This is a genomic window from Leisingera sp. SS27 (assembly GCF_028368855.1).
Classification (GTDB): Bacteria; Pseudomonadota; Alphaproteobacteria; order Rhodobacterales; family Rhodobacteraceae; genus Leisingera.
Genome location: NZ_JAQNCY010000010.1, coordinates 129,898 through 143,307, shown reverse-complemented (window position 1 = coordinate 143,307; position 13,410 = coordinate 129,898). Strand labels below are relative to the sequence as shown.

Annotated in this window: 12 protein-coding genes; 8 read left to right on the top strand and 4 right to left on the bottom strand. The window is 62.7% G+C overall.

Translation table 11 applies throughout. From position 1 onward, the window contains the following. From N6L27_RS18415 to N6L27_RS18405, 3 genes are all read right to left on the bottom strand, one after another. A partial coding sequence (locus N6L27_RS18415; protein WP_271908817.1) for a Na/Pi cotransporter family protein occupies positions 1 to 768 on the bottom strand: 768 nt, incomplete at its 3' end. 4 nt (positions 769 to 772) lie between these two features. Then, the gene (locus N6L27_RS18410) at positions 773 to 1,546 is read right to left on the bottom strand and encodes an inositol monophosphatase family protein (protein WP_442915799.1); all 774 of its coding nucleotides are present in this window, start codon (positions 1,544 to 1,546) and stop codon (positions 773 to 775) included. A gap of 183 nt (positions 1,547 to 1,729) precedes the next feature. Further along, positions 1,730 to 2,527, bottom strand: coding sequence for a helix-turn-helix transcriptional regulator (locus N6L27_RS18405; RefSeq protein WP_271908815.1), 798 nt, complete (start codon positions 2,525 to 2,527; stop codon positions 1,730 to 1,732). A 98-nt stretch (positions 2,528 to 2,625) separates the two neighbouring features. Here N6L27_RS18405 and speB point away from each other — a divergent pair, with 98 nt between their 5' ends. Then, a complete protein-coding gene (gene speB, locus N6L27_RS18400) occupies positions 2,626 to 3,597 on the top strand; it encodes an agmatinase (RefSeq protein WP_271908814.1) in 972 nt (323 codons plus the stop codon). 2 nt (positions 3,598 to 3,599) lie between these two features. Here speB and N6L27_RS18395 read toward each other — a convergent pair whose 3' ends face one another. After that, positions 3,600 to 4,271, bottom strand: a complete 672-nt coding sequence (locus N6L27_RS18395) for a TetR family transcriptional regulator C-terminal domain-containing protein (RefSeq protein ID WP_271908813.1) — start codon at positions 4,269 to 4,271, stop codon at positions 3,600 to 3,602. Between the two features lie 238 nt (positions 4,272 to 4,509). Between N6L27_RS18395 and N6L27_RS18390 the strand changes: the two genes are divergently transcribed. The 7 genes from N6L27_RS18390 to N6L27_RS18360 all read left to right on the top strand — a co-directional run bounded on the left by N6L27_RS18390 (position 4,510) and on the right by N6L27_RS18360 (position 13,407). Beyond that, entirely contained in the window at positions 4,510 to 5,373 is an 864-nt protein-coding gene (locus N6L27_RS18390) for an ABC transporter permease (RefSeq protein WP_271908812.1), read from the top strand. A gap of 32 nt (positions 5,374 to 5,405) precedes the next feature. Then, on the top strand, positions 5,406 to 6,221 hold the full coding sequence (locus tag N6L27_RS18385) for an ABC transporter permease (RefSeq protein ID WP_442915798.1): 816 nt from the start codon (positions 5,406 to 5,408) through the stop codon (positions 6,219 to 6,221). A 14-nt stretch (positions 6,222 to 6,235) separates the two neighbouring features. Further along, a complete protein-coding gene (locus N6L27_RS18380; protein ID WP_271908811.1) occupies positions 6,236 to 7,336 on the top strand; it encodes an ABC transporter ATP-binding protein in 1,101 nt (366 codons plus the stop codon). Between the two features lie 20 nt (positions 7,337 to 7,356). After that, on the top strand, positions 7,357 to 8,415 hold the full coding sequence (locus N6L27_RS18375; protein ID WP_271908810.1) for an ABC transporter substrate-binding protein: 1,059 nt from the start codon (positions 7,357 to 7,359) through the stop codon (positions 8,413 to 8,415). Between the two features lie 73 nt (positions 8,416 to 8,488). Next, positions 8,489 to 10,564, top strand: a complete 2,076-nt coding sequence (locus N6L27_RS18370; protein ID WP_271908809.1) for an oxidoreductase — start codon at positions 8,489 to 8,491, stop codon at positions 10,562 to 10,564. Beyond that, a complete protein-coding gene (locus N6L27_RS18365) occupies positions 10,564 to 11,763 on the top strand; it encodes an aromatic ring-hydroxylating oxygenase subunit alpha (RefSeq protein WP_271908808.1) in 1,200 nt (399 codons plus the stop codon). Before N6L27_RS18370 ends, N6L27_RS18365 begins: the two co-directional genes overlap by 1 nt. Before the next feature lie 72 nt (positions 11,764 to 11,835). Next, positions 11,836 to 13,407, top strand: coding sequence for a trimethylamine methyltransferase family protein (locus N6L27_RS18360; protein ID WP_271908807.1), 1,572 nt, complete (start codon positions 11,836 to 11,838; stop codon positions 13,405 to 13,407). The last annotated feature ends 3 nt before the right edge of the window (positions 13,408 to 13,410 follow it).

Sequence of the window (13,410 nt, the reverse complement as noted above, 5' to 3'; positions counted from 1 at the left end):
CAGGCAGATTACCGCCCAGGTGCCGCGCAAGGCGAGGTTGGCATAGGGGATGCGCCGCGCCTTCAGCGCCATGCCGCGGCTGAGCCAGACCGGGATGAAGGCGGAGCCGAAATTCGCCCCCAGGACCAGCGACAGCCCGGCGGCGAAGGGGATGGCGCCGATCTGCACCAGGGTGACGCACATCAGGATCGCCGCCACGCTGGAATGCATCACAAAGGCCAGCGCGCCGCCGACCAGGAAGGCGGTGATATAGTCGCGCGCCAAATAGCCTGCGACCGCAGGCAGAAAGGCGCTGTCGCGGATCGGGTCCATCGCCTCGCGCAGAAACCTGAGCGAAATCAGGATGAAGGCGATGCCCATCAGGATCCGCCCCAGCTGCCGCGCCTTCTTGGCCTCGGTCTTGACGAACAGGTAGCCGCCCGCAGCCAGGAGCACCGGCACAAGCCAGTCGAGCTTGAACGACAGGATCTGGATGATCAGCGCCGAGCCGAGATCGCCGCCCAGCACAATCGCCAGCCCGGTTGGAAAAGCCAGGTAGCCGCTGGCGGCAAAGCCCGATGTGAGCAGCGCCACCGCCGCCGAGCTTTGCAGCACGATCGCCAGGACCAGCCCCATCAGCCCCGCCTGCAGGTGGTTTTGGCGCGCGGTCAGCAGCCGCTGGAACGAGGCGCCGTAGCTGCGCTCAATCCCGGTCCGCACCATCCGAACCGCATACAAGAGCAGCATCGTCGCTCCCGCAAGGCTGATCAGAAAAGTCAGTATCGCCATTTGATTATCCCTTGATCAGCGCCAGCATCTCGGCGTGCAGTGCAGGCGTTGCCGCGGCAACCACCCTGCCATCGGATGCCAGGTCCAGCGGCTGACCGGTCCAGTCCGTAATCACGCCGCCGGCGGCTTCGATAACAGCGGACACCGGCAGGAAGTCGTAAGGCTGCAAGTCATAGTCGATCACCGCATCCGCATGGCCTGCCGCCAGCAATGCATGCGGGTAGCAGTCGTAGGCAAAGCGGCGCGTTTGGCCCGCTTGCATCAGCCGGGTGAACAGCTCCGGGTGATCGCGGTGGATCTTGTCGCCCTCATTCACATAGAGGACCGCTTGATCCAGTCGGGTCTGATCCGACACATGGATGGGCTGCCCGTTGAAAGTGGCCCCCTGCCCGCGCACCCCAAGATAGGTTTCACCCAGCGCGGGCATGCCGATTACCCCCAGCTGCGGAATGCCGTCTTGCAGAAACCCCAGCAGGAAGCCGAACAGCGGATGTCCTGACAAAAAGGACCGGGTGCCGTCGATCGGGTCGATGATCCAGACCTCTGTGCGGTCCATGCCTGCAAAGCCATGTTCCTCGCCAAAGATGCCGTGGCCAGGGAAATGCTGCTCCAAATAAGCGCGTACCGCGTCTTCGACGGCCTTGTCAGCCTGGGTGACGGGGCTTTCGTCCGCCTTGAATTCAATTCCCAAGCTCCCGCGAAAGTAACCGCGGGCGGTTTTCGACGCGATCCCGGTGACCCGCAGGGCATGTTGTATGTGATTTTCTGTTGCAGGCATCTTGGTGGTCTTCATTCCTGAGGTCGGTGCCGGTGGCTGCTGAGCTGGTTTGCCGTGCAGAATTTGTGAAAATGTGGGTTTAGTCAACAGCAATGACGGAAAATGACCGAAATGCCAAGCGTGCACTTGAGTAGCGTTGCAAGCGTTATTTCGGTTGCTCAGGAACAGAGGAGCGGGGTCGCCCTACACTGCACCGGCCAAATGCCGGGTTGCCATGGAAAACAGCTGCGCCTGCGAAGCGATGCCCAGTTTGGAATAGGCGTGGTGGCGGTGCACCTTCACCGTGCCCTCGGCAATGCCCAGGTAAGCTGCGGCGGAAGGGGTGGAATGGCCCTGCAGGATCAGCTGAACCACCTCCCGCTCCCGCGGGCTGAGGACGCCGGTGCCAAAGGTTTGCATCCGGTCCTCCCAATCCGCAGGCTGATGAGCCGCCGCGGTGTCTTCCGCCTGTCCCCACTGGCGCCGGATGGCGGCGGCGATCACCGAGAACACCGCATTCAGCCGTTCCGTGTCTGCCGCCTCAAACCTTTGCTGGCGGGCAAACCGGGCCAGGGACACGATGAACCAGCGCTCCGCCCCGTCCTGCACCAGGATACCGATCTCGTCGCTGATGCTGATCTTGCGGTAGAAGGCCCGGTAGTATTCGGAGCGGTAAAACGCCTCCGGCGCCAGGTCCATCAGCCGGTAGGCGCCGGGTGTGCAGCCGTTGCGGCAGGCCTGATAAAGCGGATCCAGCAGGTAGGGGCCGCTGGCATAGAACTCCACCGTTATCGCCGCCTGCAGCTCATCCAGATCCTGATAGAGCGGCACCGGCGGCTGCGCGCCCGCGTAATGCGAGATGACCATGGAATCAAAGCTGCAGCATTGCGAAAGCACCTGCCGCAGCGCGCCGGGGAAACGCTCTGTCGCAATGCAGTCTGCCAGGGCCGTCATTGCCTTGGCCCAGCCGCCGGGCAACGGCGGGAAGGAAGGATCGCTCATGCCTATACCTAAAGATATATATCCTTGGCCAAGTTTGCCGGCATAAACGCAAAAGTCAAACTGGCTCCAAGTGAATTTTCAGCATGACGGAGACCCAAATGACCGATTCCTCCAGCGTGAACCCAGTGCAGGGCGACCTGGCCTTCACCCGCGACAGCGACCGGGGCGTGGTTGCCGAAGCCAGCTATGCGGGCGCGCTCAGCTTCATGCGGCGGCGCTATTCCCGCGATCTCAGCAGCGCGGATGTGGCGGTGATGGGTGTGCCGTTCGACCTGTCGGTCTCCAGCCGGTCCGGTACCCGTCTGGGACCGCGGGCGGTGCGCTCAGGCTCCAGTCACATTGCCTGGTCGGCGCCCTGGCCATGGACGGTTGACCCTTACGAAGCGCTGCGGGTTGTCGATTATGGCGATTGCGAGTTCGACTATGGCTATCCGCATAAAGTGCCGGGCGAAATTGCCCAGGCAGCACGCGATATCCTGGCCACGGATACGGCGCTTTTGTCGATCGGCGGCGACCATTTTATCACCTATCCGCTTTTGCAGGCCCATGTTGAGAAGCACGGGCCGCTGAGCTTGATCCAGTTCGATGCCCATTCCGACACCTGGGCGGATGAGGCAGGCCGCATCGACCATGGCACCATGCTGTGGCACGCCATCCGCGAGGGGCTGGTGGACCCGTCCCGGTCAGTTCAGGTCGGCATCCGGACCCACAACCCAGACCCGCTGGGCATGAATATCATTGACGCAATTGAGGTGCAGAAAGCCGGGCCGGAGGCGGTGGCTGAAAAGATCCGCGGCATTGTCGGTGATCACAAGACTTACGTGACCTTCGACATCGACGCGCTGGAGCCGGCTTCTGCCCCCGGCACCGGCACGCCTGTCATTGGCGGCCTGTCGCCCTACCAGGCGCAGGAGATCATCCGCGGGCTGGCGGGCACCGATGTGGTGGGCATGGACGTGGTAGAAGTCGCCCCGGCCTATGATATCTCCGAAATCACCGCCATTGCGGCGGCAACAATCGCCAACGATCTGCTCTGCCTCTACGCTGCCGGACCTTCCGGCCAGCGCTGAGGCTAGGCGCATGGAGGGGGCAATGCCTCCTCTGCCGTCGTCCGGACTGCCCCTTTGAGCGAGAAATGCGTGGGGAACATCGCCGACAGGAAACGGAAGATGATCCGGGCTGCCTCTTCCCGGTCAAAGCGGTCGGGGTGCAGCAGGAAGTCGGTCCACATGCCTTCGAGCAGCGCCAGGGTGCCGTGGGTGGCATCGCGCGCCGCGCCGGAGGCATCCGGGGTCCCGGCCTCGCGCACGATCCGGGCAAAGGCGTTGTGGATCATGCCGCGCAGCCGCCCGTCGCGGGTATCGGAATACTCGGCAATTGCGGTGCGGTTGCGGGCCTCGCCGCGGAAGGCATACCAGATGCTGACGTTACGCCGGTTCAGCACCCGCTCGCTGAGGTCGCCGCGAACGATCATCTCAACCCGCTCCTGCGGGCTGTCACCTGCGGTCTGCAAGAGCGCCTCCAGCCCGTCGTAATATTCTTCCGAGGAGTGATGCGCTGCCGCCTGAACCAGGTTGTCTTTTCCGCCGAAATGCAGATGGATCATGCCGCGCGACAGGCCGGCACGCTGGATGATCTCGCTGACAGAAGTCTCTGAGATCCCCTTTTCGGCCACTGAATCCAGCACCGCCCCGATCAGTGCCTGGCGGTTCTGCTCGCGATTCTGTTCCCTTTTACCGGCCATTTGTCTCTTGGATCCTAATCGTTTCCGCTGCTGTTACGCGGTTGCGCGCGTTGCGGCAAGCGCCGCTCCCTGGCCAGTCTAGGCACATATGCAGCGGTTTCTCCAGTAAAAATGGACGTTTGTACATTTTTATAGAATCCTGTTGACAGACCCCTCTTCCAGCCGTCACATTTTCATGGACGATTGTCCATTTTAATGGCGGCATTCCGACAGCGCACCTTGCAATCTACGGAGAGACATGACCGGATTTCTCAGAACTGAGGCTGGAAAGGGCCTGGCGCTCAGCGCCCCGGCGTCGCTCTATGTGGGGCTGCTGGTGGCTGCGCCTCTCGGGATCCTGGTAGCCTACAGCTTCTGGACCCAGACCTATGTCGAAATCGACAAGACCCTGACCTGGGCCAACTACCTGGAAGCCGCCACCGATCCGCTGGTGCGGCATCTGATGCTGCGCTCGATCCTGATTGCCGCGGCGGTGACAGCGGTGACCGTGGCGCTGGCCTATCCGATTGCCTATTTCATCGCTTTCCGCACTCATAAGAAAACCCTATGGCTGTTGCTGATCACCATCCCGTTCTGGTCCAGTTACCTGCTGAGGGTTTTCAGCTGGAAGCTGATCCTGGGCTTCAACGGGGTGATGAACTCGGCGCTGATCTCGATGGGGCTGATCACAGAGCCGCTGACCTTCCTGCTCTATAATGAATTCGCCGTGGTGCTGACCCTGGCCCATGCCTGGGCGCCCTTTGCGATCCTGCCGATCTATGTGTCGCTGCAGAAGATCGACCGCTCCCTGCTGGAGGCGGCAACTGACCTCGGCCTTACCAAGCTGGAGCGGTTCATCCGCGTCACCCTGCCCCTGACCGTGCCCGGCATCATCGCCGCCAGCCTGATCATCTTCATTCCCACCGTCGGCGACTACGTCACCCCGTCGCTGGTCGGCGGTTCGCAGGGCAAGATGGTGGCGAACCTCATACAGGTGCAGTTCGGCCCGGCCAACAACTGGCCCTTGGGCGCGACGCTATCGCTGGTGGTAATGGCCTCGGTCGGTTTTGTCGCCATCCTGTTCGTGATCTTAGCAACCGCGCTGGGGAGGTGGATCCGTTGAGTAACCCGGCAAGCGAACCCCTGAACACTCCGCTGAACGCTGCTGTCAGTAAACCGCGGCGCAGACCCATCCGTTTCCCCTGGCTGCTGACCTATGCCATCGGCTACCTGATTTTCCTGTATCTGCCGGTTCTGCTGCTGCCGCTGTTCTCCTTCAACGACGGCACCATCGTGGCCTTCCCGATGAAGGGCTTCACCCTGAAATGGTACGCCCAGCTGGGTGAGCAGGACACGCTCTTGCAGGCCATGGTGAACTCGCTGATCGTTGGCGCGGTGACCGCGCTGGTCGCCACGTCTCTGGGGCTGTTCGCCGCCCGCGCCTATGTCCGCTACCGCTTCAAAGGGCGCGAACTGTCGGAGGGGCTGGTGATGCTGCCGCTGGTTATTCCCGGCATTATTGTGGCGTCGTCGATGCTGGTGCTGTTCATCTCGCTGGGTCTGAAACCCTCGCTAACCACGGTGATCCTGGGCCATGTGTTTGTCGCGCTGCCCTTTGCGGTCTCGATCATGAAATCCGCCTTTGACGACTTCGACCAGTCGCTGGAGGAAGCCGCCTTCGACCTTGGCGAAAGTGTCATCGGCACCTTCCGCCGGGTGACTCTGCCGATTGTGGCACCGGGGATTGTTGCCAGCCTGCTGGTCACCTTCACCGTCTCGTTCGACGAATTTGTGCTGGCTTTCTTCCTGTCCGGCAACCAGCCCACACTGCCGGTCTATATCTGGAGCCAGATCCGCTTTCCGGCCAAGCTGCCGAACACGCTGGCGCTCGGCTCGCTGCTGCTGCTCGCCTCGGTGCTGCTGTTGCTAACCGCCGAATACTTCCGCCGCCGTTCCGCCAAGTCCGCCTGATGAAGGATACGCAGATGACCACTCAGAACATCATCGAAATCTCCGGCGTGGAAAAGCGGTTCGGCACCTTCACCGCGGTGCGCGACCTGAACCTGACTCTGAAGGAAGGCGAGTTCTTTTCCCTGCTCGGACCCTCCGGCTGCGGTAAGACCACGGCGCTCAGGATGATCGCCGGATTTCAGGACCACGACGCCGGCACCATCTGCATCGGCGGCCAGGACATGGCCCACATCCCTGCAAACAAACGCCCCACCAACATGGTGTTCCAGTCCTATGCGATCTTTCCGCACCTGAACGTCGGCGACAATGTTGCTTTTGGCCTGCGCAAGCTGAAGCTGGGCAAGGCCGAAACAGACGCTCGCGTCGCTGAGGCGTTGGAGATGGTGGAGCTGGGCGGGTTGCAGTCGCGCAAGGCAACGGAGCTGTCCGGCGGCCAGCGCCAGCGGGTGGCATTGGCCCGGGCGCTGGTGATGCGGCCCAAGGTGTTGTTGCTGGATGAGCCGCTGTCGGCGCTCGACAAGAACCTGCGCGAGGCGATGCAGTTCGAAATGCGGCGCTTGCAGCAGAAACTGGGCATCACCTTTGTCATGGTCACCCACGACCAGTACGAGGCGATGACCATGTCCGACCGCATCGGCGTGATGTTCAAGGGCCAGCTCAAGCAGGTCGACAAGCCCGAGGTGCTTTATGCCCGCCCTTGCAGCCAGGAAGTCGCGGCCTTCATCGGCGGCATGAACTTCCTGGATGCGGCTGTCACCAGAGAGGTGAACGGCAAACTGCACGCTGACGTGCAGGGCTTCGGACCGCTGTCCATCGACGTGAACCCCAATGTGGCGCGGCGCGGGCCGCAGCTGCTGGCAGGCATCCGTCCCGAACAGCTGGAGATTTCGGCGCAGAAGCCCGATGGCTACGACGGGTATCTGCAGGGCACCGTCACCAATGCCGCCTTTTACGGCGAGAACGTGCATTACCACGTCACCGCCGGCGGCCTGCCGCAGCCCATCGCGGTATCGGTGCCGAACTACTTCCATACGGTTGATCACAAGCAGGGCGATCCGGTCTGGCTGGGGGTGCAGAACGCCTCAGTCATCGACCTCGGCGCCCGCGAGGCATGAGAATAAAGGGAGGAAGAAAAATGAAACACTTCAAAACGGTACTGGCCGCGGCTACGGCCTTAACCGCCTCGGCAGGCATCGCATCCGCCGACGCCGCCAGCCTGTCGGTTTTTGACTGGTCCGGCTACGAGGATCAGGGGTTCTACGGCGATTACGTTGCCAAATACGGCGGCGCGCCCAGCTACACCTATTTCGGCAGCGTCGAGGAAGCTTTCACCAAGCTGCAATCGGGTTTTGCCGCCGACCTCGCCCACCCCTGCACCGACGGTCTGCGCAAATGGGTGGCGGCGGGGCTCTTGAAGCCGATCGACACCTCAAAAATCAGCAACTGGGACAGCCTTCTGCCGCAGATCAAGGATGTGGACGGCGTCACCATCGACGGCCAGACCTATATGGTGCCTTTTGAATGGGGTAACACCGGGCTGATTTTCCGCACCGACCAGATTGATGAGAGCGCGGTCTCTCTGCAGCTGATGGCCGACCCCGCATATCAGGGCAAGATCGCCATTCCTGATGCGGCTTCCTCTGCCTATGCAATGGCGGCGCTGGCGACCGGTGCCTCCAGCTATACCGATATGTCGGACGAGGAATTCCAGAAAGCGTCTGACTTCCTGCGCCAGATCCATCCGAATGTGCGGTTCTACTGGTCCGATGCGGGCCAGCTGGATCAGGCCATCGCCAGCGGAGAGGTGCTGATGGGCTGGGGCTGGAACCAGTCGGAGCTGAACCTGATCTGGAACGAGACCCCGGCCAAGATGATGCGCGACGTGGACAAGGGCATTGCGACCTGGGTCTGCGGTTATGTGCATCTGACTTCCTCCACCCAGAGCGACGAGCAGGTCTATGACATGCTGAACGCGCTGAGCGCCGAGCCCAGCGGCAAATACATCATCGAAAACTGGGGCTACGCACATGCCAATGCCGATGCCTTCAAATCCGCCGATCAGAGCCTGATCGAGACCTACGGTTTTGCCGATGTGGACAAGTTCTTCGAGGGCAGCCTGTTCTTTGACGCAGTGAACCCGGAACTGGAAGGCCGGATGCTGAAGGAATTCGAGCGCATCAAGGCCGGGTTCTGATCCCCGCAAGCGGCGGGCCCTGACGCCCGCCGCACCGCTCAGACGAAACAAAGACATAAAAGGATGTGCCAGCATGCCAGGCGCAAATGGGTATTCCATTCTGTTCGAGCCGGTGAAGATCGGTCCCGTCACCACCCGCAACCGCTTTTTCCAGGTGCCTCATTGCACCGGGCTGGGCCATGTCCGCCCGCAGGCGGAGGCAGCTGTGCGCGCGATGAAGGCAGAGGGCGGCTGGTCCGTGGTCTCGACACAGGAGACCGAAATCCATCCAACGTCCGACCTTGGCCCCTATGCGGAACACCGGCTGTGGGACAAGCACGACATCCCGGCGCTGCAGCTGATGACAGAACAGGTCCATGCCAAGGGATCGCTGGCGGCAATCCAGCTGGCCCATAACGGTCACCACGCCACCAACCACTTGACCCGCGCCCCGGCGCTGGGGGTCAGCGACCGCCCGATTGATGCGGTCTATCCAAAACAGGCCCGCGCGATGGACAAGCAGGACATCCGTGACCTGCGCCGGTGGCACCGCGACGCCGCCAAACGCGCAAAGGAGGCGGGCTTTGACATCGTCTATGTGTATGCGGGTCACCAGATGACACTGCCGCATCACTTCCTGCTGCCGCAGTACAATACCCGCAGTGATGAATACGGCGGCAGTTTGGAAAACCGCGTCCGCCTGACCCGCGAGCTGCTGGAAGACACCCGCGAGGTGCTGGACGGCCACTGCGCCGTCGCCTTCCGCTTTGCGGTTGACCAGATGATGGGCGCCGGCGGCATGCAGGCCAGCGAGGAAGGCCGTGCCGTGGTGGAGATGCTGGCGGATCTGCCTGACCTTTGGGACGTGAATGTTGCCGATTGGAGCAACGACAGTATGACCACCCGGTTCCAGCCGGAAGACGGCTATCAGATCCCTTACACTGATTTCGTGAAGCAGGTGACGAACAAGCCGGTGGTGGGCGTCGGCCGCTTCACCTCGCCTGACTTGATGGCCTCCCTGGTCTCCAAGGGCGTGCTGGACCTGATCGGTGCCGCCCGCCCCTCCATCGCCGACCCCTTCCTGCCCAAGAAGATCGAGGAAGGCCGGATTGAGGAAATCCGCGAATGCATCGGTTGCAACATCTGTGTGTCAGCTGACAATCTGGGTGTTTCGATCCGCTGCACCCAGAACCCCACCATGGGCGAGGAATGGCGGCGTAACTGGCACCCGGAGGTGATCGCCCCCAAGCAGCAGGAAGAGGCCGCGCTGGTGGTCGGCTCAGGCCCCGCCGGGCTGGAATGCGCGATGCAGCTGGCCAAGCGCGGCTATCAGGTGACGCTGGCAGAAGCGGCAGCGGAATTCGGCGGGCGGGTGCTGAAGGAAAGCAGGCTGAAGGGCCTCTCCGCCTGGAAGCGGGTCGCCGCCAACCGCCTGTGGGACCTGCAGCAGCGCGGCAACGTGCAGATGTTCACCGGCAGCAAACTCGGCGCGGCGGAAGTTGCGGAGCTAGGCATCCCCAATGTCTTCCTTGCCACCGGCAGCACCTGGCACCGCGACGGGCGCGGGCGCACGTCGCCGCTGCCCTTGGAGATCAAAGACATCCCCGTGTTCACCCCTGACGACGTGATGGAAGGCACCCTGCCGCCGGACAATGGCCCGGTGCTGCTTTTTGACGACGATCAGGGCTACATCGGCGGGGTGCTGGCCAGCCATCTGGCCGCCGCAGGCCGCAAGGTGGTGCTGGTGACGCCGGGCGCCATCGCCTCGGCCTTCACCGAACTGACGCTGGAACAGCACCGGGTGCAGGCGGAACTGTTGCAGGCGGGCGTGGAAATCATCCCGCTGCATTCCCTCCAATCCGCGGATGGCAACGGCGCGGAACTGGCCTGCATATATACCAGCCGCACCCGCCGTGTGGACTGTGCCAGCCTGCTGCTGGTCACCTCCCGCCAGCGCGACACGGCACTGTTTGATGAGCTGAAGGGAAACCACGCGGACAGCCTGACGACGCTGGAATTGATCGGCGACGCTGCTGCCCCGGGCCTGATTGCCGATGCGGTCTTTGCCGGCCACCTGGCGGCCCGCAATTTCGAACGCGAACAATCGGCGGCGGATGCCGACTGGTTCCGCCGCGAACTGATTTCCCTTGAAGACATGGGAGGCGCATGATGCCCAAAGACGACCTGCAAGTGATGCGCGAGCTGATGGAGAGCCACCGCGAGGGCTTTGCGCTGGAACGGCATTTCTACACCTCCGAAGCGGTTTATGACCACGACATCAAGATGTTCTGGAACCGCAACTGGATCTGGGTCGGACACGTCAGCCAGATTGCGGAACCGGGGGATTACTTCCTGTTCGATTATGGCCCGGAGTCGGTGATCGTCGTGCGCGACCGCGAGGGCGAGGTCCGTGCCCATATGAATATCTGCCGCCACCGCGGCTCCCGCGTGTGTTTGGAAAAACAGGGCACGGCGCGGGTGTTCTCCTGCCCCTACCACGCCTGGACCTTTGGCCTGGATGGGCGGCTGCGCGGCGGCCGCGCCATGGGACCGGACTTTGATCCTTCGGAATACGGGCTGTTCCCGGTTCAGGTGCAGATTTTCCAGGGCCTCATCTTCATCTGCGCCGATGAAAACCCGCCGCCGCTGGCAAAAAGCCTGGACCGCCTGGCGCCGCTGTCAGCCCCGATGGAGCTGGAGAACCTGAAACTGGCGCATGAGGCCTCCTATCCGGTGCCTGCCAACTGGAAGCTGGCGCTGGAAAACTACCTGGAATGCTACCACTGCGCCCCCTCGCACCAGGAGTATTCCCGCAGCCACTCGCTCAAGGATCCGGCGGATGTGGCGAAATACGGCGCGGACTTGCGCGAACGCTCTGCCGCAATCGGCTTGCCCGCCGAGGAACTGGATTTGACCGGCGCCAACGCACAGGCGCCCGGCGCGGATGTTTATTGGCGCCGCTACCCGCTGTTCCCGGGCTATCAGACCGGCAGCAAGGATGGTGAGCCGCTGGCTCCGCCTTTGGGCGCGCTCACCGGACATGACGGCGGTGCCACCGATCTGGCCATCGGCACGCTGAATTACTTTTTGATCTATGCCGACCATCTGGTGGGCTACCGCTTTGTCCCGCGCGGATTGCAGGAGACCGATATCCAGATCGCCTGGTATGTGCGCGGCGATGCCGAGGAAGGGCGCGATTATGACAAGGAAGCCCTCACCTGGCTGTGGCATGTCACCTCGCTCGATGATGAACGCATCATCCGCCACAATCAGGAGGGTGTGAACTCGCACCGTTTTGCGCCCGGTCCGCTGTCCGAAATGGAATGGAGCCTGCCCGGCTTCTACCGCAGCTATTTCAGCATGATCTGAGCGGCCTAAGTCCTAAACTCTACCGCAGGCCGTCCGCACGGCCTGCCCTGACCCGACCCCGGAGATCTCTATATGGTTGACGTTACCAAGACCCAAACCCGGCGCCGCAGCGGCGGCCGCGATGCCCGTGCCGCAGCCCGCACCCAACCCTCCGCCAGCCAGGCGATCTGGCCGGGCATTTCCGGCGGCCGCTACCGGCCCTTGTCGGATGCCGACATGCAAAAGATCCACCATGCCGCGCTGACCATTCTGGAACGCACCGGCATCGGTGATCCGACCGAGGAACTGCTGGATCTGGTGCTGCCCAAGGGCGCCACGCTCAGCGAACATGGCCGCCTCTGCTTCCCCCGCGCACTGATGGAAGATCTGCTGGCCGGTGCTGCCAATGAGTTTTACGTCCACGCCCGCGGCAGCCGCGCAGGCAAAGACGACATGCACTGCACCAAGGACAAGGTCTATTACGCCAACTCGGGCACTGCGGTGACAACTTTCGATGCCGCCAGCCGCAGCTACCGCCCCTCCACCATCCGCGATGTCTATGACTTCACCCGGCTGGTGGACCGGCTCGACAACATCCACATGACCGGCGACACCGTGCTGGGCACCGATGTGCCGCAGGACTTCGAGCATGATATGTCGATGCTCTACTCCATTCTTGCAGGCAGCGAGAAACCCTCCTGCCTCACCTTCCGCGACCGTTCCCACATCAAGCCGGCGATCGAAATGTTCGACATCGCCTCGGGCGGTGAGGGCAAGTTCCTGCAGAAACCGTCGGTGATCTTCGGCGGCTGCCCGATCGTTTCGCCGCTGCGGCTGGGGCGCGAGAATCTGGAGATCATGATCGACACCGCCAAGCTGGGCCTGACCTGCGATCTGGCGGTGCCGCCGCAGGCCGGTGCGACCTCACCCGCGCCGCTGGCGGGCACGCTGGCGCAGGCGGTGGCGGAAACCCTTGCCTGCGTCGCCATCGTCAACCTGATCAACCCAGGCACACCGGTGGTGTTCGCCGCCTGGCCCTTCATCACCGATCTGCGCACCGGCTCCTTCACCGGCGGATCGGGCGAGCAGGCGCTGATCGGCGCTGCCGCGATCCAGATGGGCAATTTCTACAACCTGCCCACCTCGGTCGGCTGCGGCATGACCGATTCCAAGATCCCTGACGCCCAGTACGGGCTGGAAAAGGCGCTGACCTTCAGCCTTGCCGCCCACGCCGGTGCCAACCGCCTGTGCGAGTTCGGTGGCATGGTCGGTTCACTGATGGGCTGTTCCTTCGAGTCGATGGTGATCGACAACGAGGCGGCTGGCATGATCTCCCGTACCCTACGCGGGATCGAGGTCAGCGACGACACCCTCTCGGTCGATGTGATCCACGATTGCGCCACTGGCCCCGGCCACTTCCTCGGCAACACCCAGACGCTGCAGTATATGGAGACGGAATACGTCTACCCCGACCTGATGGACCGGGAACTGACCGACACCTGGGAAAAGGCGGGCAAGCAGACCATGTTCGACCGCGCCCGCGAGGTGTCGGACAGGATCCTGGGCGAGCATTACCCGAATTACTTCGGCAGCAAGCTGGATGCAGAGGTTCGCGCCAAGTTCCCGGTCAAACTGCCGCCGGAGGCGATGCGCCCCGGCAGATGATGC